The organism is Ferrovibrio sp. (genome assembly GCF_017994015.1).
Taxonomy (GTDB): domain Bacteria; phylum Pseudomonadota; class Alphaproteobacteria; order Ferrovibrionales; family Ferrovibrionaceae; genus Ferrovibrio.
This window is the reverse complement of the sequence record NZ_JAGOLP010000012.1, coordinates 26,835-46,738: the sequence shown is the minus strand read 5'-3', so window position 1 is coordinate 46,738 and position 19,904 is coordinate 26,835. Positions and strand designations below refer to the sequence as shown.

Annotated in this window: 19 protein-coding genes; 10 read left to right on the top strand and 9 right to left on the bottom strand. The window is 63.4% G+C overall.

Annotation, left to right across the window (positions count from 1 at the left end):
* The 5 genes from KBB36_RS08770 to KBB36_RS08750 are packed head-to-tail and all read left to right on the top strand — an operon-like array spanning window position 1 to window position 5,139.
* The gene (locus KBB36_RS08770; protein ID WP_290978889.1) at window positions 1–672 is read left to right on the top strand and encodes a haloacid dehalogenase type II; all 672 of its coding nucleotides are present in this window, start codon (window positions 1–3) and stop codon (window positions 670–672) included.
* Entirely contained in the window at window positions 672–2,411 is a 1,740-nt protein-coding gene (gene ggt / locus KBB36_RS08765; protein WP_290978886.1) for a gamma-glutamyltransferase, read from the top strand. The genes KBB36_RS08770 and ggt overlap by 1 nt, the downstream gene beginning before the upstream one ends.
* A 32-nt stretch (window positions 2,412–2,443) precedes the next feature.
* The gene (locus KBB36_RS08760) at window positions 2,444–3,460 is read left to right on the top strand and encodes a threonine/serine dehydratase (protein WP_290978883.1); all 1,017 of its coding nucleotides are present in this window, start codon (window positions 2,444–2,446) and stop codon (window positions 3,458–3,460) included.
* Window positions 3,461–3,505: 45 nt separating this feature from the next.
* A complete protein-coding gene (gene pcaF, locus KBB36_RS08755; RefSeq protein ID WP_290978880.1) occupies window positions 3,506–4,708 on the top strand; it encodes a 3-oxoadipyl-CoA thiolase in 1,203 nt (400 codons plus the stop codon).
* A 2-nt stretch (window positions 4,709–4,710) separates the two neighbouring features.
* Window positions 4,711–5,139, top strand: coding sequence for a VOC family protein (locus KBB36_RS08750; RefSeq protein WP_290978877.1), 429 nt, complete (start codon window positions 4,711–4,713; stop codon window positions 5,137–5,139).
* Between the two features lie 2 nt (window positions 5,140–5,141).
* Here KBB36_RS08750 and KBB36_RS08745 read toward each other — a convergent pair whose 3' ends face one another.
* Both KBB36_RS08745 and ilvD read right to left on the bottom strand, forming a co-directional pair.
* Window positions 5,142–6,659 carry a M81 family metallopeptidase gene (locus tag KBB36_RS08745; RefSeq protein WP_290978874.1) on the bottom strand — a complete coding sequence of 506 codons (1,518 nt, stop codon included), beginning with the start codon at window positions 6,657–6,659 and terminating at the stop codon, window positions 5,142–5,144.
* Between the two features lie 123 nt (window positions 6,660–6,782).
* Window positions 6,783–8,630 carry a dihydroxy-acid dehydratase gene (gene ilvD, locus KBB36_RS08740; RefSeq protein WP_290978871.1) on the bottom strand — a complete coding sequence of 616 codons (1,848 nt, stop codon included), beginning with the start codon at window positions 8,628–8,630 and terminating at the stop codon, window positions 6,783–6,785.
* Window positions 8,631–8,801: 171 nt separating this feature from the next.
* On the opposite strand from ilvD, the gene KBB36_RS08735 reads away from it, so the two are divergent.
* The 5 genes from KBB36_RS08735 to KBB36_RS08715 are packed head-to-tail and all read left to right on the top strand — an operon-like array spanning window position 8,802 to window position 13,859.
* On the top strand, window positions 8,802–10,406 hold the full coding sequence (locus tag KBB36_RS08735; RefSeq protein WP_290978868.1) for an efflux RND transporter periplasmic adaptor subunit: 1,605 nt from the start codon (window positions 8,802–8,804) through the stop codon (window positions 10,404–10,406).
* Between the two features lie 13 nt (window positions 10,407–10,419).
* Complete coding sequence (locus KBB36_RS08730) at window positions 10,420–11,166, top strand: ABC transporter ATP-binding protein (protein ID WP_290978865.1); 747 nt, start codon at window positions 10,420–10,422, stop codon at window positions 11,164–11,166.
* On the top strand, window positions 11,163–12,395 hold the full coding sequence (locus tag KBB36_RS08725; protein ID WP_290978862.1) for an ABC transporter permease: 1,233 nt from the start codon (window positions 11,163–11,165) through the stop codon (window positions 12,393–12,395). The genes KBB36_RS08730 and KBB36_RS08725 overlap by 4 nt, the downstream gene beginning before the upstream one ends.
* 54 nt (window positions 12,396–12,449) lie before the next feature.
* Window positions 12,450–12,929 (top strand): hypothetical protein, encoded by a 480-nt coding sequence (locus KBB36_RS08720; protein ID WP_290978859.1) that lies wholly within the window; start codon window positions 12,450–12,452, stop codon window positions 12,927–12,929.
* Window positions 12,930–12,938: 9 nt separating this feature from the next.
* Window positions 12,939–13,859: an AEC family transporter gene (locus KBB36_RS08715; protein WP_290978856.1), complete on the top strand. Its 921-nt coding sequence runs from the start codon at window positions 12,939–12,941 to the stop codon at window positions 13,857–13,859.
* Between the two features lie 3 nt (window positions 13,860–13,862).
* Here KBB36_RS08715 and KBB36_RS08710 read toward each other — a convergent pair whose 3' ends face one another.
* The 7 genes from KBB36_RS08710 to pyrE form a co-directional block, all read right to left on the bottom strand.
* A complete protein-coding gene (locus KBB36_RS08710; RefSeq protein ID WP_290978853.1) occupies window positions 13,863–15,575 on the bottom strand; it encodes an adenylate/guanylate cyclase domain-containing protein in 1,713 nt (570 codons plus the stop codon).
* Window positions 15,576–15,608: 33 nt separating this feature from the next.
* A complete protein-coding gene (gene era, locus KBB36_RS08705) occupies window positions 15,609–16,517 on the bottom strand; it encodes a GTPase Era (RefSeq protein WP_290978850.1) in 909 nt (302 codons plus the stop codon).
* On the bottom strand, window positions 16,514–17,263 hold the full coding sequence (rnc, locus tag KBB36_RS08700; protein WP_290978847.1) for a ribonuclease III: 750 nt from the start codon (window positions 17,261–17,263) through the stop codon (window positions 16,514–16,516). The genes era and rnc overlap by 4 nt, the downstream gene beginning before the upstream one ends.
* A 3-nt stretch (window positions 17,264–17,266) precedes the next feature.
* A complete protein-coding gene (gene lepB / locus KBB36_RS08695) occupies window positions 17,267–18,034 on the bottom strand; it encodes a signal peptidase I (RefSeq protein ID WP_290979033.1) in 768 nt (255 codons plus the stop codon).
* A gap of 98 nt (window positions 18,035–18,132) precedes the next feature.
* On the bottom strand, window positions 18,133–18,546 hold the full coding sequence (gene acpS / locus KBB36_RS08690) for a holo-ACP synthase (RefSeq protein WP_290978844.1): 414 nt from the start codon (window positions 18,544–18,546) through the stop codon (window positions 18,133–18,135).
* A 5-nt stretch (window positions 18,547–18,551) separates the two neighbouring features.
* Entirely contained in the window at window positions 18,552–19,298 is a 747-nt protein-coding gene (locus tag KBB36_RS08685; protein WP_290978840.1) for a pyridoxine 5'-phosphate synthase, read from the bottom strand.
* 9 nt (window positions 19,299–19,307) lie between these two features.
* Window positions 19,308–19,895: an orotate phosphoribosyltransferase gene (gene pyrE / locus KBB36_RS08680; RefSeq protein ID WP_290978838.1), complete on the bottom strand. Its 588-nt coding sequence runs from the start codon at window positions 19,893–19,895 to the stop codon at window positions 19,308–19,310.
* Between the last annotated feature and the right edge of the window lie 9 nt (window positions 19,896–19,904).

Sequence of the window (19,904 nt, the reverse complement as noted above, 5' to 3'; positions counted from 1 at the left end):
ATGGCGATCCGGGCCTGCATCTTTGATGCTTATGGCACCCTGTTCGATGTGAATGCCGCCGCGCGCAGGCTCAGTGCCGAAATTGGCCCCGGCTGGGCATCTTTCTCCGATAGCTGGCGCAGCAAGCAGCTCAGCTACACCTGGCTGCGCAGCCTGATGGGCCAGCATGCTGATTTCTGGCAGGTGACCGGCGCGGCGCTGGATTTTGCCATGGCCGCCCATGGTGTTGCCAACCGCGACGGGCTGCGCGACCGCCTGATGCAGCTTTATCTGCATCTGGAAGCCTATCCGGAAGCACCGGATCTGCTGCGTCGGCTGAAAGCTGGCGGGCTGACCACGGGGATTCTGTCAAATGGCTCACCGGCCATGTTGCAGGCCGCCTGCGCCAGCGCTGGCATAACCGACCTGCTGGATTGTGTGTTGTCGGTGGAACAGGCCGGCATTTACAAGCCCGATCCACGCGTCTACCGGCTGGTGACTGACAGTCTGGGCCTGCGCCCCGAGGAAGTGGCATTCCATTCCTCGAATGGCTGGGATGCCCATGGCGCCAAGCTCGCCGGCTTCCGCGTATTATGGATCAATCGTGCCGGCCAGCCGGCCGAAGGCCTGCCCTGCCCGCCGGATCATGAACTGCGCTCGCTGGCCGAGGTGCCGGCTTTGCTCGGCCTGTAATGCCGCGCTGGCTGCCGGCTTTCCTGCTGCTGATCCTGGTGTTGCCAGCCAGGGTTCTGCCAACCTGGGCGCAGCCGGCGCCGGAAGCGAGCACCGGCAGGCAGGATAAGGCCGAAGCCCTGGCGACGCGCCAGATGGTGGTGGCGGCGCATCCGCTGGCCGCCGAAGCCGGGCTGGCGATGCTGCGCCAGGGCGGCACGGCTTTGGACGCCGCCGTGGCAGTGCAGATGATGCTGACCCTGGTGGAGCCGCAATCCTCCGGCATCGGCGGCGGCGCATTGTTGCTCTATTGGGACAATGCAAATAAACAAATCCACGCCTATGACGGGCGCGAGATGGCGCCGGCCGCCGCCAGACCGGAGCGTTTCCTGAAACCGGATGGCACGCCGTTGCCGTTCCGCGAGGCGGTACCAAGCGGATTATCCACTGGTGTGCCGGGCGCGGTTGCCGCGCTGCATCTGGCGCATCAGGCGCATGGCAAACTGCCCTGGGCCAGCCTGCCGGCGCCTGCCATAACCGCTGCGGAACAGGGCTTCACCGTAACACCTCGCCTGGCCGGCCTGCTGGCGCGTGAGCAGCGTCTACGCCAGGAACCGGCAGCCGCCGCGCTCTATTATCCCGGCGGTGAGCCGCTGAAAGCCGGCACCGTGTTGCGTAACCCGGCCCTGGCGGCCAGCCTGCGTCATTTGGCAAATGATGGCGCCGCCGCCTTGCAACATGGCCCGCTGGCGGAAGCCATGCTGGCGGCGCTGGCGGCACGCGGCAGCGACATGACCGCCGCCGACCTGGCCAATTATCAAGCCAAGCCACGTGCGCCGCTCTGCGGCAGCTTCCGGCTTTTTAAACTCTGCGGCTTCGGGCCACCCAGCTCGGGCGGCGTGGCAGTGCTGCAAATCCTCAAGCTGATCGAACAGCTTGATCCCAGCCCGGCGCCCGGGCTTGCAATCGCCGACCTGCATCGGCTGGTGGAAGCCAGCCGGCTGGCCTTTGCTGATCGCAATCTCTATCTCGCGGATAGCGACTTCGTGCCGGTGCCACTGGCCGGCCTGCTTGATCCCGGCTATCTGACGGACCGCGCCAAGCTGGTGCGTATGGATGCCAGTTTGGGCATCGCCCAGCCCGGCGAGCCACCCGGCCGGCGCGGCCAGCGCCCAGGCTTATGGCCGCATGACGGCCCCCCCGGCACCAGCCATGTTTCCATCGTTGATGCCTGGGGTAATGCCGTAAGCATGACCACCACCATCGAGGATGCCTTCGGCGCCCGCCTGCTGGTGGGCGGTTTCCTGCTCAATAATCAGCTTACCGATTTTTCCTTCCTGCCCAGCCAGGATGGCCGGCCGGTGGCCAATCGGGTCGAGGCCGGCAAACGGCCGCGTTCCTCGATGGCGCCGTTCCTGGTCTTTGACCCGCAAGGCGCGTTGCTAGGTGTGCTCGGCTCGCCCGGTGGCAGCCAGATCATCGGCTATGTGGCGCAAAGCCTGCTGCTGCTGCTCGATAAGGGCCTGGGGCCGCAGGCAGCAGTGGCGCTGCCGCATATCGGCAGTCGCAACGGCCCGACCGAGATCGAACACGGCGCCGATCCGGCCTGGGCCGAGGGCTTGGGGCGGCTTGGTCATCGCAGCCAAAGCCTGGAAATGACCAGCGGCCTGCATGTAATCTGGCGCCGCACCGGGGCCGGCGCCGGGCAATGGGCCGGAGGCGCCGATCCACGCCGCGAAGGCGTGGCGCTGGGCGACTGAATACAGATTTTAGAGCAAAAAAAGAGGAAGCCATGAACGCGCCCGCCAACCTGCCGCCGCTGCCCACCCTTGCGGATGTGGAGGATGCGGCGAAGCAATTGCGTGGCGTGGCCCTGCCCACCCCGCTTTGCGAAAGCCCCCTGCTCAACGACATTCTCGGCTGCCGCCTGCTGGTTAAGGCCGAGCCGCTGCAACTGACCGGCTCGTTCAAGTTTCGTGGCGCCTATAACCGGCTCAGCCGCCTGAATTCCGAACAACGCCAGCGCGGCGTGGTGGCGTTTTCCTCCGGCAATCATGCTCAGGGCGTCGCCTATGCCGCCAAGCTGTGCGGCACCCCGGCGGTGATCGTGATGCCTTCGGATGCACCTGAGATCAAGGTGGCGAATACCCGCGCTTATGGCGCCGAGGTTGTGCTGTATGATCGCTGGAAAGAAAGCCGCGAGGCCATTGCGGTGAAATACCAGCAGGAGCGCGGCATGATCCTGGTGCCGCCCTTTGATGATCCACATATCATTTGCGGCCAGGGCACTGTGGGCCTGGAAGTGGATGCGCAACTGGCCGAGCGTGGCCTGAAGCCGGATATCATCACTGCCGGCTCCTCCGGCGGCGGGCTGATTTCCGGCATCGCCCTGGTGATGGCAACCCGCCATCCGAACTGTCAGGTCTTTGCCGGCGAGCCGGCGGATTTTGACGACATCACCCGTTCGCTGGCCAGCGGCAGCAAGCAGAAAGTAGCCGCTGATGCGCCGCCCAGCTTCTGCGACGCGCTGATGGCGCCGACCCCGGGCGACATCACCTTTGCCGTTATGCGCCGCCTGCTCAAGGGCGGCATCACCGCCACCGATGCCGAGGTGGAAGTGGCGATGGCCACCGCCTTCCATTATCTCAAGCTGGTGATCGAGCCGGGGGGCGCTGCCGCCCTGGCCGCCCTGCTGCATCGGCGCGAGTTGATCCGCGGCAAGACCGTGGTGGCGGTGGCCTCGGGCGGCAATGTTGATGCCGCGCTGTTCTCGGCCGTGCTGGCGCGCACGCCGCCGCTTGCTGCCTGAACGATTCATTTCCGCAACTGTCAACCAGACCTTAGGGAGAGAAAAATGACAGAAGCTTTTATCTGCGACGCGATCCGTACGCCCATCGGCCGCTATGGCGGCGCGCTCAGCCCGGTGCGGGCTGACGATCTTGGCGCCATTCCGATCAAGGCGCTGATGCAGCGCAATCCGAGTGTGGATTGGAGCCAGATTGACGATGTGATCTATGGCTGCGCCAATCAGGCCGGCGAGGATAATCGCAACGTGGCGCGCATGTCGGCCTTGCTGTCGGGCCTGCCTGAGAGCATTCCTGGCGCCACGGTGAACCGGCTCTGCGGTTCGGGCATCGAGGCCACCTCGGCCGCCGCCCGCGCCATCCGCACTGGCGAGGCCGATCTGTGCATTGCCGGCGGCGTGGAAAGCATGAGCCGCGCCCCCTTCGTGATGGCCAAGGCCGAAAGTGCCTTCTCGCGCACCACGGAAATCTACGACACCACCATCGGCTGGCGCTTCGTCAACAAGCTGATGAAGCAGAAATATGGCGTTGATTCAATGCCGGAAACCGCCGAGAACGTGGCCGAGCAGTTCCAGATCAACCGCGCCGATCAGGATGCCTTTGCGCTGCGCAGCCAGCAGCGCGCCCTGAATGCCCAGCGGCTGGGCCTGTTCGAAGCCGAGATCACCCCGGTGACGATCCCGAGCCGCAAGGGCGATCCGGTGGTGGTGGACCGCGACGAACATCCGCGCGACACCACGATCGAGGCGCTGGCCAAGCTGCCGACGCCGTTCCGCCAGGGCGGCACGGTCACCGCCGGCAATGCTTCCGGCGTGAATGACGGCGCCTGCGCCATCCTGCTGGCTTCCGACAATGCCGCCCGCCGCCATGGCCTGACCCCGCGTGGCCGCATCATCGCCACGGCGGTGGCCGGCGTGGCGCCGCGCATCATGGGCTATGGCCCGGTGCCGGCAACCGAGAAGGCGCTGGCAATTGCCGGCCTCAGCATCCGCGACATGGATGTGATCGAGTTGAACGAGGCTTTTGCCGCCCAGGCCCTGGCCGTGCTGCGCGGTCTCAACCTGCCCGATGACGCCATCTATGTGAACCCGAATGGCGGCGCCATCGCGCTTGGCCATCCGCTCGGCATGAGCGGCGCCCGCCTGATCACCACGGCGCTGAACCAGCTTGAGCGCACCGGTGGGCGCTATGCGCTGTGCACCATGTGCATCGGCGTGGGCCAGGGAATCGCCACCATCATCGAACGGGTGTGACCATGGGCGCGGCATCGGATACGGCAATCGGCAGGCTGCACCATATCGGCTTGGCAATACCCGATCTCGATGCCGCGATGGCGCAATATGCCAGGCTGCCCGGCGCCAGCGTCGGCCCGGAATTCACCATTCCGGGCCTCGCCTACCGGCTGGCTTATGTGGAACTGGGCGGCGCCCGGCTGGAGCTGGTGCAGCCCACCACGACCACCAGCACGGCAGCGCGTTACCTGGAGCAGCACCCCGCTGGCGGGGTTTACCACATCGCCTATGAAGTGGCCGATGTGCTGGCCGCCGCCACGGCGCTGGAAGCCCAGGGCGCCAGCATCATCGGCTCACGCGAGCCGCGTGTGGAAGGCGACGGCCATCACGTGCTGGTGCTGGATGCCAGCCGCAGCCATGGCACGCTGATCGAGCTGCGCCAGCCGCAATAATCTCAGCCCTTATGCACCGGCCCGAGCGGCTTGAGCCGGATGCCGCTGCGCAAACGCTTGTAGGGCAGTGTCTCGGCGCGTTCGATGAAGGCGCCGGGGCTTTCCACGATCAGGATTTCATGCGCGATATCGGTGAAATCGCCGCGGAAATGCACGGTGCTTTTCAGGCCGAGAATCTGGCGCTTGACCGGCTCGATGCCGAGATGGCGATACATTTCCTTGTCGGCCGCCTGCACCCGGGTGGATGACACCACGGTATCCACACCATTGCAGCGCAGCAAAGCCATCGGCCCCAGATTCATCCGCGTGCCGCCATAAAATGGCCCGGTGCAGAGAAAGCGGCCATCGCCGGTCTTGGCCACGGTGAAACGCTGGCGATAGGGCGGCGAGCCGGCGAACAGCTTGCCGCCGAGCGGAATCTCAATTTCACTGCCCTCTCCGGCCTGATGCGCGATCAGTGCCGCTTCCGGATCAAACATCAAGCACAAAGCAGCATCCGGCACGCCGGCTTCCACCATCGCCTGCAACAGCCCGGTGGTGTCACAGGTGGCACCAGCGCCGGGATTGTCCTGCACATCGGCCAGCACGATGGGTTTCTTGGCGCCGCCGGTAATCAGCTTGCGCGCTTCCTCGATGGCTTCCGTTGGCTTCAGCAGCCGGGTGGCAAATTCATTCTCGCGTTCGGAAATGTGGCGCGCCAGGCTGTCGGCGGCCTTGTCTGCAGCTTCCTGGCTATCGGCATAGGCAAATACCGCCGGACCGCATTCGCGGATATCAGCGGGGTGGAAGCCGGGCGTGAAACTCATCGACGACACGCCGCCGAACTCCATTTCCTCAATGCGCTCGTAAATGCTCTTGCAGGGTTCGATGAAAGTGCATTGCGCGGTTAGCGGGATCAGGAAAGGCAGCCGGCGCATCGCCTTGGCCTGGCGCGGCCGTTCGCGGTTCAGCAGCTTGGCCAGATGCTTCGCCACCCGGCCGCCGGTGACGGCCATATCAAGATGCGGATAGGTGCGATAAGCGATCAGCACATCGGCCTGAGCCAGCATCTGCTCGGTCATGTTGCAATGCAGGTCCAGGCTGGCGACGATGGGCATGTCCGGCCCGACCAGCGCGCGCACCCGGCGCAGCAATTCGCCCTCGCCATCTTCAAAATGCTCGGTCACCATGGCGCCATGCAGGTCGAGATAGACCGCATCGATGCGGCCGCGCAACGCCGCGATACCATCGCAGATCAGCTTGGCGACATATTCAAAGGCTTCCACCGTGACATAGGAGGATGGCTGCGCCGCCGCCCAGGCAATCGGTTCCAGCATCATGCCCAGATTGGTGGCAGCATTGATGAAGCCGCCAATCGGAATATTGGCTGGCGGGAACACGTCAAGGATATCCTTGCCCAGGGTCAGCGCCGGCCAGCCCTCGCCTTCAACAAATTTGTGCAACTCGGCCTTCTGCGGCGCGAAAGTGTTGGTCTCATGCTGAAAGCCGGCAATGGCAACCGTGTAGGGCAGCTTGGTCATGGGGCGGCGCGTCCTGTTATCGGATCGTTGGCAGACAAACGATTATGCGAAGCCGCGCCCGCAGGTTGCAACAAAAAAAGGGCGCCTTATGGGCGCCCTTTTCGCTAAAAAGCCGGTAACGGCTCAGATATCGGCGTAGACGTGCGTTTCCTTAGCGGCGCCCGGATGCGTCACCGCACCATGGGCAGCGGTGGAAACGGTCTGGGCATATTTCCAGATCGTGCCGGACTGGAATTCATGCTTGCGCGGCTTCCACTTCTTGCGCCGCTCGGCGAATTCCTTGGCCGAGACGTTGACGCTGAGAATGCCCTTTTCGGCATCGATGGTGATGATGTCACCATTCTTGATCAGCGCGATCGGGCCGCCAACCGCCGCTTCCGGGCCGACATGGCCGACGCAGAAGCCGCGGGTGCCACCGGAGAAACGGCCATCGGTGATCAGGGCCACCTTCTCGCCCATGCCCTGGCCATAAATGGCGCCGGTGGTGGCGAGCATTTCGCGCATGCCGGGACCGCCCTTGGGGCCTTCATAGCGGATGACGATGACATCGCCTTCCTTGTACTTCTTGGCCTGCACCGCCGCGAAGGCATCTTCTTCGCAATCGAACACGCGGGCCGGGCCGACATGCTTCAGCTTCTTCAGGCCGGCCACCTTCACGATGGCGGCTTCCGGCGCCAGGTTGCCCTTGAGGCCAACCACGCCGCCGGTCGGGCTGAGCGGATTGGTGATTGGGCGGATCACATCCTGGTTCTTCGGGAATTTTATGTTCTTGAGATTCTCGGCAATGGTCTTGCCGGTCACGGTGATGCAGTCACCATGCAGATAGCCGCCATCCAGCAGCTGCTTCATGATCACCTGCACACCACCAACCTCGTAAAGATCCTTAGCGACGTATTTCCCGCCCGGCTTGAGGTCGGCGATATACGGCGTGCGCTTCATGATATTGGCGACATCCTCAAGATCAAACTTGATGCCACATTCATTGGCGATGGCCGGCAGATGCAGGCCGGCATTGGTGCTGCCGCCGGTGGCAGCAACGATCATGGCGGCATTTTCCAGCGCCTTGCGGGTAACAATGTCACGCGGGCGCAGGTTCAGGCGGATCAGCTCCATCACCGCCTTGCCCGAGGCCAGGGCGTAATCATCGCGGCCTTCATAGGGCGCCGGGGCGCCGGACGAACCGGGCAAAGCCAAGCCGATGGCTTCCGAAACGCAGGCCATGGTATTGGCGGTGAACTGGCCGCCGCAGGAGCCGGCCGAGGGGCAGGCAACGCATTCCAGTTCATGCAATTCGGCTTCGCTCATCGAGCCGGCGGCAACCTGGCCCACGGCCTCGAACACGTCGACGATGGTGACATCGCGGTTCTTGAAGCGGCCAGGCAGGATCGAGCCGCCATAGACAAAAACCGACGGCACATTGAGCCGCACCATCGACATCATCAGGCCGGGCAGCGACTTGTCGCAGCCGGCAAAGCCCACCAGCGCGTCGTAGCAATGGCCGCGCACGCTCAGTTCCACGGAATCGGCGATCACTTCGCGGCTGACCAGCGAAGCTTTCATGCCCTGGTGGCCCATGGCGATGGCATCGGTCACGGTGATGGTGGTGAATTCACGCGGCGTGCCGCCGGCCTGCTTCACGCCCAGCTTGGCCTTCTGGGCCTGGCGCGACAGCGAGATGTTGCAGGGCGCGGATTCGTTCCAGGTAGTGACCACGCCCACCAGGGGCTGGTAGATTTCTTTCTCTTCCAGGCCCATCGCATAGTAGAAGCTGCGATGCGGCGCCTTTTCCGGGCCAACACTGACATAGCGGCTGGGCAGCTTGGATTTGTCAAAACCGCCCTTGGCGGCAGCCTTCTTCGCCGGCTTGGCGGCAGCCTTCTTCGCCGGCTTGGCGGCAGCCTGCTTCACAGACGCGGCTTTCTTAGCAACCGCCTGCTTCGGCGCGGCGGCTTTCTTGGACTTGCCCTTCATGGCGCTGGTTTCTCCCTTAGGGTACTGGATCAACTGGCAATTAAGCTGTTTCAGCGCGGAGCATAGCCAGAGGCTGGCCGCCCCGCCAGTGTTTAACGCCCACCGGCGGCGCAGGATTCTGGAAATCAGCCGTGTTATAAGGGAATGGGATCACAAGCATAACGGGCCGAAATGTCCGAGCGCCAAGCCACCAAATCCACTGCCGGCCTGATGCGCCGGCTATTCCTGCTCGTATTGCTGATAGGCTTGGCAGGCGGTGGTTACCAGCTGTGGTGGCAATATCTCGCCCCCGCCGATGGCCCGCGCTATCGCACCGCCAAGGTGGAGCGTGGCGCCCTGATCAGTACAGTCTCTGCCTCCGGCACCCTGGCGCCGGTCACGCAGATACAGGTTGGCAGCCAGGTTTCCGGACTGGTCAAGGAAGTATTGGCGGATTTCAATGCCGAGGTAAGCGCCGGCCAGGTGATTGCCCGCATCGACCCCGAGTCTTTCGAGGCCCGCGTTGCACAGGCTGCTGCCGAGCTGGAAGTGGCCCAGGCCGCTGTGCTGATGCAGCGCGCCAGCCTGGAACGCGCCCGCACAGACACCCAGCGCGCCGATATCACCCGGTTGGATGCCGAACGTGAATATAATCGCAAGCGCGATCTGGCCGAACGCGGCGTCGGCTCAGCCGCCGACAAGGATCGCCAGGAAGCCAACGCCCTCGGTGCCCAGGCGCAACTGCTCGGCGCCCGTGCCTCGGCCAGCATGGCAGAAGCACAACTGGCCAACGCGATAGCGGTAGTGAAACAGCGTGAGGCTGCCTTGCGGCAGGCTCGCATTGATCTGGATCGCAGTTTCATCCGCTCGCCGGTGAATGGCGTGGTGATCCTGCGCAATGTGGATGCCGGACAGACCGTTGCCGCCAGCCTGCAGGCGCCGGTGCTGTTCACCATTGCCGAGACACTTACCAAGATGCAGGTCGAAACCAGCGTTGACGAGGCCGATATTGGCCGCCTGGTCGAAACCATGGCTGCCAGTTTCACCGTGGACAGCCTGCCCGGGCGCAATTTTGAAGGTAGTATCCGGCAAATTCGGAAGTCGCCACAGGTGGTGCAGAATGTTGTGACCTACACCGTGGTAATCGCTGCCGACAATCCCGATCTCAAGCTGCTGCCGGGTATGACGGCCAATGTGCGGATCGTGGTGGAGCAACGCGGCAACGTGCTCAAATTGCCGAATGCCGCCCTCCGTTTCCGCGCTCCTTCCGGCGCGGCGATCCAGAATGCCGATGGCAGCAATGCGGTGGCACAAGCCGCGCAACCTCAAACCCCAGCCGGCAATATTCAGGCATTGCGTGATCGGCTGGTGCGCGATCTCAGCCTTTCCGACAGCCAGGCCCAGGCACTGGATGCCGCTTTCGCCGATCTGCGCAGCCGTATCGCGGCGCTTGGCAGCGATTTGAGCGATGCCCAGCGGCGCCAGGCCATCGACCGGCTGCGCGCCGAGAACCGCACCCGTATTGCTGCCCTGCTCACCCCGGAACAACGCCAGCGCTATCAGGCGATGGCGCCGGCCGGTGGCGGGATTGCCACGGGCGGCAGCGAGGCACGAGCCTATCGCAGCCAAAATTTGGCGCTGTTACCCCTGCCACTGCGCATTGGCATCAGTGATGGCAGCTATACCGAAATTCTGAGCGGGCCGCTGAAGGAAGGCGACGAAGTGGTGGTCGGCTTGCAGGGTGCCGCAACCACAGCGCCCGCCAGCGGCAGCAACGCACCTAGGCTGCGGTTCTGAGGCCGGCGCAGACATGAATGCCCTGATCGAAACCCACGACCTGCGCAAGGAGTTCCAGCTTGGCGACAACCGTGTGGTTGCCCTGGCCGGCATCGACATCAGTATTTCGCGCGGCGATTTTGTTGCCGTGATGGGGCCTTCCGGCTCGGGTAAATCCACTTTCATGAACATGATTGGCTGCCTGGATTCACCAAGCGGCGGCAGCTACCGGCTGGACGGCCAGGATGTTGCCGGTTTGAACGACGATGCGCGGGCCGATCTGCGCAACCGTCTGCTTGGTTTTGTGTTCCAGAATTTCAATCTGCTGCCGCGCACCACGGCGCTCGACAATGTGGCTTTACCCCTGCTCTACCGGCACCGCGTGGCGCTGCCCACAGCGCAGCGGCACGCCCTCGCCGCGCAAAGGCTGGCGGAAGTTGGTTTGTCGCAGCGCGCCGACCATCAGCCGGCGCAGCTTTCTGGCGGCCAGCAACAGCGTGTCGCCATCGCTCGCGCCCTGGTCAACAATCCGGCCCTGTTGCTGGCCGATGAGCCGACCGGGGCGCTCGACAGCCGCACTTCGGTGGAGATCATGGCGCTGTTCCAGGCGCTCAATGCCCGTGGCATCACCATCGTGGTGGTGACGCATGAGCCGGATATCGCCGCCTATGCGCGCCGCCGGCTGCTGTTCCGTGATGGCCGGCTGGTGCAGGATAGCATCGTGGAAAGACCACGCGATGCTGTGGCGGAACTGGCGGCATTGCCGGAGCCTGTGGCATGAACACGCTCGCCAGCCTGGCAGTGGCCCTGCGCGCCTTGCGCGTCAACATGCTGCGCAGCGGCCTCACCATGCTGGGGATTGTCATCGGCGTGGCTGCGGTGATTACCATGGTTGCGGTGGGTGAAGGGGCACAGGAACGGGTGCGCGAGCAGATCCGCAGCCTGGGCTCGAATCTGATCATCATCCTGTCCGGCGCCATCACCCAGGGCGGCGCACGCCTCGGCTTTGGCTCGCAACTCACCATCACCGAGGATGATGGTTATGCCATCGCCCGCGAAGTGGATCTGGTGCAGGCTACCGCGCCGGTCACGCGCGGTACGGTGCAGACCGTGTTTGGCAATCTAAATTGGGGCACGGTTTTGTATGGTATCACCCCGGATTACCTGGAAGTGCGGGACTGGGATTTGCAGCAAGGTCGCGCCATCGCCCAGGAAGATGTAGATGCGGCCGCCAAGGTGGTGCTGATTGGCCAGACAGTGGCCAACAATCTGTTCGGCGACGCCGATCCGCTGGATCAAACCATCCGGGTACGCAAGGTGCCGTTTACCGTGATCGGCGTGCTGGCCAAAAAGGGCCAGAGCATGCAGGGCCAGGATCAGGATGATGCGATCCTGGTGCCGATCAGCACCGCGCGCAAAAGACTGCTCGGCGGTCAGCAGGCGCGGCAGCGTGCCGTGGTGGCTATTTCGGTCAAGATCCGTGACGGCGCCGATATGGCGGAAGCCGAAAGCCAGATCCGCGACCTACTGCGCCAGCGCCATCGCCTCGGTCCCAACCAGGATGACGATTTCTGGCTGCGCAATCTTTCCGAAGTGCTGGAAACGCAGCAGGCGGCGCAGCGCGTGATGGCTCTGCTGCTGGCGGCAGTGGCTTCGGTATCGCTGGTGGTGGGCGGTATCGGCATCATGAATATCATGCTGGTCAGCGTGACCGAGCGGACCCGCGAGATCGGCTTGCGCATGGCCGTGGGCGCCCGCAGACGCGATATCCTGGCGCAATTCCTGATCGAAGCCGTGACCCTGGCGGCGATTGGCGGCCTGATCGGTGTTGGGCTTGGCATACTTGCCGCCACCGGCATCGCCTATTTCACCGACTGGCCGGTGCGCTTCGCACCCGCAGCAATTGTGCTGGCAGTGGGTTTTGCTGCTGCCGTAGGCGTGTTTTTCGGCTTCTATCCGGCAAGAAAGGCGTCTCGTCTGGAACCGATGGAAGCACTGCGCTTCGAGTAGAAAATTTTAATCTCTGTTTAACAAGCGTTAACGCTACCCGGTAATACTGTTGCCATGGGTTACGCTGCCGACATGCCGAACTCGCGCTATATCGTCCTGACGCGTCTGGGCGATAGCTGGATTCTGCGTGCTGCGCATGACGATCCCGAGGCTGCCGAAGCCGAGGCTTTCCGCTGGCGCCGCATCTATGGTCCGGAGCGCACCCGCATCGCCGCCCGGGGCGAAACACGCCGCGACTTACCCGCCGAACCAGCGCATCCCCCCACCCGGCTGGTGGCTGAACCGGTGCCAAATCTGCCCGCCATCATCCCGGCCATTATCGATGTGACACCGGAGCCAGCCAATGACACGGCTTATACCTTGCAGCCGCGCCAGGCCGCCGCGCCGCGCAGGCAAAAGGCCCGGCCAGCACCCCGCCGGCATGACAAGTCGCTGGGCTGGGGCGAAACCCTGCTGCGCGCCCTGATGCTGTATTTTGCCTATTCGCTCGCCAATCGCCTGATCGATCTCGCCATCCTGATACAAGCCGCCTAATCTCGCGGCATGCTGACCGTATTACTGTCGATTCTCCCCATCTTTGTGCTGATCCTGCTTGGCCTGGCGATGCGGCGCTGGAACTTTCCCGGCGACGCCTTTTGGCCGCTGGCTGATCGCAGCGTCTACTTCCTGTTTTTCCCGGCCTTGCTGATCCATAACCTGGCGCGCGGCGACCTGGGCGACCTGGACCCCACCGGCCTGTTCGGTACGCTGCTGGGCAGCATCCTGCTGATCGCGGCGCTGACTTTTGCCTTTCGCCGGCTCTTGCATATCGATGGCCCAGGCTTCACCAGCCTGTTTCAAGGCTCGGTGCGCTTCAACACCTTTGTCGGCTTTGGCGCCGTGGCGGCTTTGGCCGGCAATGCCGGCATCACGCTTTATGCCGTGGTGATCGCCGTGGCGATCCCGTTTCTGAATTTCATCACCGTGCTGGTGATGATGCGTCATGGTGCCAATGCGCAGGGCGCCACCTGGCGCGACCAGGTTTTGGCCCTGGCGAAAAACCCGCTGATCCTGGCCTGCCTGATCGGCATCCTGCTCAATGTCAGCGGCCTTGGCCTGCCGCGCGGCATTGATGCCATCTTCAAAACCCTGGGCGATGCCGCCTCGCCGCTTGGCCTGCTCACTGTTGGCGCAGCCTTGCAGCTGGATGCATTGCGGCGCGGCAGCGGCGCGGTGGCGGTTGCCTGCCTGCTCAAGCTGCTGATTTATCCGCTGGCCATGTTCGGTCTGGCCCGGCTATGGGACCTGACCCTGCTTGAAACTCAGGTATTGGTGCTGTGGGCCATGCTGCCCACGTCCAGCGCCAGTTACATCCTGGCCCGCCAGATGGGTGGCGACGCACCGCTGATGGCCGCCATCGTGACGGCCACCACGGTTGGCGCCTTCATCACCATGCCGATCCTGCTGACGCTGTTCGGCCTGTAAAGGCTATTTCTCAGTCATGGTCCACACGCCATCCCAATCGGCTGGCGGTGCCGCCTCAAGCTGTTCAATCCGACGCAGGAAAACCCGCGCCGCCGGGTCTTGCTGGCGCAAGGCGTCGAAGCCGGCTTTGGCAACAGCCCAGTCACCGAGCCGATAGGCCGCCAGCGCCCTGGCAAAGGCGGCATCACGTTCCGGCAGCCGCTCGCTTTCATCCAGGCCATAAAGTTCGTAGATCACTTCCGGGTCGTTCTTGCCGGCAACCCGCAGGCGATCCAGCTCACGCAGCACAAAACGCTCGCCCAGCATGCGGCGGGTGCCTTCGGCGATGATGATGCCGGTACGGTATTCCTTGTTCACGCCCTCCAGGCGTGACGCCAGGTTCACCGTATCGCCGATCATCGAATAGCTGCGGGAAAATTCCGAACCAATCGAGCCGACGATCACATCACCGGTGGCAATGCCGATGCGGATGGCGATCTGCGGCACTTCCTTGCGCAAGCCAAGCAGGTCTGGCAATTCGGTGCGGAATTTTTCGAGCTGGCGCAGCATGCCCAGCGCGGCCTTGCAGGCCAGTTCGGCCTGCAATTCCGGGCGCACGAAGGGCGGCCCCCAATAGGCCATCACCGCATCGCCGATATATTTGTCAATCACGCCATCATGCGAACGGACCGGTTCCGACATCAGCGACAGATAACGGTTGATCACCGCCACCAGTGCGGTCGGGGTCAGCTTCTCGCCAAGCGCACTTGATCCCTTCATGTCGCAGAACAGCACCGTCATCACCCGCCGCTCGCCCTCTTCGCGGGCCAGTTCCGGGCGCAGCAACAAGCCTTCCACAATGCGTGGGTCCATATAGCGGCCAAAGGTATCGCGGATACGCTCCTTCTTGCGCAATTCATCCACCATGCCATTGAAGGTGGCGGTAAGCTGGCCGATTTCATCGCGGCTCAATACCGGCACATCCACTTCCAGCGAGCCCTGCTCTACCCGGCGCGCACCTTCCAGCAGGCGCCGCACCGGCCGCACCAGATTGCGCGTCAGATAGGCCGCCGCCACCAGGCCCAGCAATACCGCGATCACCGTCAGCACCTGGCTGGCCTGCGTCACCTGGCGTTGCAGTATCTGCAAGCCATCGCTCGCCTCCTTAAACGCGGCATACATCTCCGTGTAGTCCAGATTGATGCGGCGGTTGATCTCACTGCGGCCACGATCCAGTTCGGCCACCGCCAGCCGCACGCGCGGCCAATCGCCAGCTTCCAGGGCGTTTATCACCTGGTCGATGCCATCCTCATGTTTGAGCATCTGCTCAACCAGGAATTCAAGCCGCGTATCAAGCCGGCTCAAGCGGGCTATGTTGCTGAACAGATCGGCTTCGGCCAGCAGCGCCTTGAGATGGCCGCGCGCCTTGATAACGGCATCTACAGCTGCTTCCTCAAGCTCATCCACGCGGCCACGCAGCAGCTTTTCTTCGGCCAGTTCACGCGCAAATTCGGCATGCAGCACAAGCTGGCGCAGGGTCAGTGCCTGTTCCAGCGAATACATCGCGGCTTCCGCCAGATTGGCATAGGCCGGCACAAAGCGCTGTTCGATACGCTCCAGCCCGTTATCCAGCCGTTGTGCCATCCAGCTGGTGCCGGCAGACGCCACCAGCATTAGCGCCACCAGCACCAAAGCGATGGAGAAAATCTTCGAACCGATCGAGCGCAGCATAGCCATGCCAGGCCCCCCCGATGCGGCCCGGGGCCAAGCTTAGCCTTTCGGGAAATCCAATCCCATAGCTTCGTAGCGCTCAGGATCATCACCCCAATCGCCGCGCACCTTGACGAACAGGAACAGATGCACGCGGCGCTCGAATTGAGTTTCCATTTCTCGCCGTGCAGCGGCGCCGATCCGCTTCAACATGGCGCCGCCTTCGCCGATCACGATCTTCTTCTGTGTCTCACGCTCAACAAAAACCACCTGGCTGATCTTGGCGGCACCATCCTTCTGGTCCTTCCAATCCTCGGTTTCCACCGTGGCGGCATACGGCAATTCCTGGCGCAGCGCGTTGAACAGTTTTTCGCGTGTGATTTCGGCAGCCAGGAAACGCATCGGCACATCGGCCAGCTGATCTTCCGGATAAAGCCAGGGGCCGGCCGGCATGCGCTTGGCCAGGTCACGGCGCAGATCGTCGACGCCTTCATTCCTCGATGCCGCAATCATGAAAGTGGCGGCAAAGGGGAAGTCGTTGTTCAGCGCCTGGGTCAGGCCCAACAGCTTTTCACGCGGGATCTTGTCCACCTTGTTCAGCGCCAGCACCACCGGCACCTTGCGATCCCGCAGGCGTTGCAGGATGGCGCGGGTTTCGTCGTCATAACCATGCGCCACATCCACCACCAGCAGGATGGTATCGGCATCTTCCACACCGCTCCAGGCCGCCTGTACCATGGCACGATCCAGCCGCCGCTTCGGCACAAAGATGCCGGGCGTATCCAGGAATACAAGCTGCACCGCGCCCGCCATACCGATGCCGGTGATGCGCGCCCGCGTGGTCTGCACCTTGGACGAGACAATGGAAATCTTGGCGCCGACCAGGGCATTGAGCAAGGTCGACTTGCCGGCATTCGGCGCGCCGACAATGGCGACATAGCCGCAGAAGGTGGTGGGGGACTCACTCATGTATCTTGCTCCAGGCGGCGCAACAGATGCCCCGCCGCTTCCTGTTCGGCCGCCCGCTTCGAGCCACCACGGCCCTGCTCCGGCGCGCCATCGCCCAGGGCGACGGCAACGGTGAAATGTGGTTCATGCGGCGGCCCTTCAATGCTCACCACACGATAGATCGGCGCTGCCAGGGCGCGCGCAGCGGCCCATTCCTGCAAGGCGGTCTTGGCATCCTTGGCGGCACCGGTGAAAGTGGAATCGTCGAGCCTTGTCTCCATATGGGCGGCAACAAAACGCTCGGCGGCCACGAGGCCACCATCCAGGTACAAGGCAGCAATCACGGCTTCCAGCGCATCGGCCAGGATTGCCGGCTTGCCGGCGCCGCCGGAATCGCGTTCGGAGCGAGACAGGTTGATATGTTCGCCAAGGCCCAGTTCCTGGGCAAAGCGCGCCAGGCTTTCCTGCCGCACCAGGGCATTATAGCGCAACGCCAGTTCACCGGCCGCCGCCTCGGGAAAAGCCTTCGCCAGCATGGTGGCAACGATCAGGCCCAGCACCCGGTCGCCGATGAATTCCAGCCGGTTATAATCGCGCGCTGCCGGATCGGGCTTGCTGCTGCTGCGCCGGGCCGATTTGGCACGGCTGCGGCGCGGATTGGCGGAAGGATGCACCAGGGCTTCTTCCAACAGGCGCGGATCGGAAAAGCGATGGCCGAGCACCGCCTGTAGCGCATCGAGACCGGGTTTATAGGCGTCGTCCGGCACGGTCTAATGAATGCTTGTGAACATCCGGTTGAAGCGCAAGGCGCCAAACCAGGTCCACGGTTGCAGCAATGATGCCGAGCCATCCACCGAAATCCAACGGATATTGGCGCGGCCAACCAGATTTTCCGCAGGCAGGAAACCAACGCCACCACTCACCACCTGGAAGCGGCTGTCCTGCGAATTGTCTCGGTTATCGCCCATCACAAAATAATGCCCGGCCGGCACTTCAAACAGCGGCGTATCGTCGCCATCGGTGCGGTCGCGCAGATCAAGCGTGTGATAGCTGCGGCCATTCGGCCCCGGCATGGTTTCCTCAAACTGGCGGGCACGCTTGATCACATTGCCAAAGCGGTCGCGTTCCTCAAAATCGGCAATGCGGCGGCGCTGCACCTTCTGGCCGTTGAGCCACAATTCGCCATCCTTCATCTGCACCTTGTCGCCCGGCAGGCCGATCACCCGCTTGATGTAATCCACCGATGTGTCGCCCGGATAGCGGAACACCGCCACATCACCACGCTCCGGCGCGCTTTCCAGCACCCGGCCATTCATCACCGGCGGGCTGAGCGGCAGCGAGTAGCGCGAATAGCCGTAGGCATATTTGGAAACGAACAGGTAATCACCCACCAGCAAGGTGGGCAGCATGGATTCCGAGGGGATATGGAAAGGCTCGAAGGCAAAGCTGCGCACGCCGCCGGCGATCAGCAGGGCATAGAACAGGGTACGTAGATTTTCCCACAGCGCCGAACCACTCTCCGCATCCACCTTACCCATCGCCACGACATGCTCCTGCTGCTGGCCGCCAAGCGGCCATGAAGCCCGCCACCCCGGCTCCTGTCAAGTCGCCCGGTGACCGGCCCTATCCTGTTGTATCAATTAGAATTTTTCTTTGGCACCGCAGAGATTATCACAAAGGCCTGGGCCATCGGCGGTTCGTCGGTGATGGTCAGGTCGATCTGTGCCTCATAACCTTCCGGCAGCAGGCTTTGCAGCCGCGCCAGCGCGCCACCGGTCAGTAGCATCGATGGCTTGCCGCTGGGCAAGTTCACCACGCCCATATCGCGCCAGAACACACCCTTGCGAAAACCGGTGCCAAGCGCCTTGGAGCAGGCTTCCTTGGCCGCGAAGCGCTTGGCATAGGAGGCAATCCGGGTGCGCTGGCGCCGGTCTGACCGCGCCTTTTCCTTGTCGGTGAAGATGCGGTTGAGAAAACGCTCGCCAAAGCGGGCAATGGATTTCTCAATCCGCCGGATGTCGATCAGGTCGGAACCAATGCCGAGAATCATGCAGATCAGGCCGACAGGCTGCGGTCGCCGCGCGCCGCGTCCATCAGGCTGCGCATGCGGCGGATGGCGCCATCCAGGCCGCCGAAGATGGCTTCGCCGATCAGGAAATGCCCGATATTCAATTCCATGATGCTGGGGATCGCCGCCACCGGCGCCACCGTGTCGAAATTCAGGCCATGGCCGGCATGGCATTCCAGGCCCAATTCAGCCGCATAGGCCGCCGCCGAGCGCAGGCGATTGAGTTCCACTTCACGGGCGGCGCCTTCCAGTTCGCAATAGCGGCCGGTATGCAATTCCACCACCGGCGCACCCAGCGCCTTGGCCACGGCAAGCTGCACCCGCGACGGCTCGATGAACAGCGACACGCGGATGCCGGCGTCATTCAGCTTGGCGATGATCGGCGCCAGATGGTTATGCTGGGCGGCTGCATCCAGGCCGCCTTCCGTGGTGCGCTCCTCGCGCTTCTCCGGCACGATGCAGCAGGCATGCGGTTTGTGGCGCAGCGCAATGCCGAGCATTTCCTCGGTGGCGGCCATTTCCAGATTAAGCGGCAGATCAATCTCCGCCATCAGACGGTCAATATCACCATCCGAGATATGGCGGCGATCCTCACGCAAATGCGCCGTGATGCCATCGGCACCAGCCGCTGCCGCCATGATGGCGGCACGGATCGGATCGGGATGCCGGCCGCCGCGTGCATTACGGATGGTGGCTACGTGGTCGATATTGACGCCGAGGCGCAGCTTGCTCATACCCCGCTCCTATTTCAGCCCGCGCGAGCCGGGCTTGATTGCCGGCAGTTTCTGCATCTCGGGCGGCAATTCATCTGCGCGATAGGCCGGCACCTTGAAGCCGCACAGCGCAAAGAGCGGCACGCCCAGATCAACCTCGCCATCCGAGCGGTCGACAATGCAGGAAGCCGCCACGGTCACGCCGCCATGCTCGGTGATGCAGTCGATACATTCGCGGCTCGACTTGCCGGTGGTGACCACATCCTCGGCCATCAGCACACGGGCGCCCGGTTCGATCTCAAAACCACGGCGCAGGGCGAATTTGCCGTCCACGCGCTCGGTGAAGATTGCCGGCACGCCAAGCTGGCGCGCCAGTTCATAGCCCACCACCACGCCGCCCATGGCCGGCGAGCAGACGATATCCACCGGATTCGGCCCCAGCTTGGCGCGAATGGTATCGGCCAGCGCCTTGCACAAGGCCTCGGCACGGGCTGGATGCGACAGCACCTTGGCCGACTGCATGTAGATCGGGCTATGCAGGCCCGAGGTGAGCAGGAAATGCCCTTCGAGAAGGGCGCCGGAGGCGCGGTAATGCTGCAACACTTCGTCTTTGGTCATGGTCTGGTC

Bases quoted from the DNA above. Each gene is read 5' to 3' on its own strand.
- KBB36_RS08770 (WP_290978889.1), top strand. From the start codon at position 1: ATGGCGATCCGGGCCTGCATCTTTGATGCTTATGGCACCCTGTTCGAT.
- ggt (WP_290978886.1), top strand. From the start codon at position 672: ATGCCGCGCTGGCTGCCGGCTTTCCTGCTGCTGATCCTGGTGTTGCCA.
- KBB36_RS08760 (WP_290978883.1), top strand. From the start codon at position 2,444: ATGAACGCGCCCGCCAACCTGCCGCCGCTGCCCACCCTTGCGGATGTG.
- pcaF (WP_290978880.1), top strand. From the start codon at position 3,506: ATGACAGAAGCTTTTATCTGCGACGCGATCCGTACGCCCATCGGCCGC.
- KBB36_RS08750 (WP_290978877.1), top strand. From the start codon at position 4,711: ATGGGCGCGGCATCGGATACGGCAATCGGCAGGCTGCACCATATCGGC.
- KBB36_RS08745 (WP_290978874.1), bottom strand. From the start codon at position 6,659: ATGACCAAGCTGCCCTACACGGTTGCCATTGCCGGCTTTCAGCATGAG.
- ilvD (WP_290978871.1), bottom strand. From the start codon at position 8,630: ATGAAGGGCAAGTCCAAGAAAGCCGCCGCGCCGAAGCAGGCGGTTGCT.
- KBB36_RS08735 (WP_290978868.1), top strand. From the start codon at position 8,802: ATGTCCGAGCGCCAAGCCACCAAATCCACTGCCGGCCTGATGCGCCGG.
- KBB36_RS08730 (WP_290978865.1), top strand. From the start codon at position 10,420: ATGAATGCCCTGATCGAAACCCACGACCTGCGCAAGGAGTTCCAGCTT.
- KBB36_RS08725 (WP_290978862.1), top strand. From the start codon at position 11,163: ATGAACACGCTCGCCAGCCTGGCAGTGGCCCTGCGCGCCTTGCGCGTC.
- KBB36_RS08720 (WP_290978859.1), top strand. From the start codon at position 12,450: ATGGGTTACGCTGCCGACATGCCGAACTCGCGCTATATCGTCCTGACG.
- KBB36_RS08715 (WP_290978856.1), top strand. From the start codon at position 12,939: ATGCTGACCGTATTACTGTCGATTCTCCCCATCTTTGTGCTGATCCTG.
- KBB36_RS08710 (WP_290978853.1), bottom strand. From the start codon at position 15,575: ATGGCTATGCTGCGCTCGATCGGTTCGAAGATTTTCTCCATCGCTTTG.
- era (WP_290978850.1), bottom strand. From the start codon at position 16,517: ATGAGTGAGTCCCCCACCACCTTCTGCGGCTATGTCGCCATTGTCGGC.
- lepB (WP_290979033.1), bottom strand. From the start codon at position 18,034: ATGGGTAAGGTGGATGCGGAGAGTGGTTCGGCGCTGTGGGAAAATCTA.
- acpS (WP_290978844.1), bottom strand. From the start codon at position 18,546: ATGATTCTCGGCATTGGTTCCGACCTGATCGACATCCGGCGGATTGAG.
- KBB36_RS08685 (WP_290978840.1), bottom strand. From the start codon at position 19,298: ATGAGCAAGCTGCGCCTCGGCGTCAATATCGACCACGTAGCCACCATC.
- pyrE (WP_290978838.1), bottom strand. From the start codon at position 19,895: ATGACCAAAGACGAAGTGTTGCAGCATTACCGCGCCTCCGGCGCCCTT.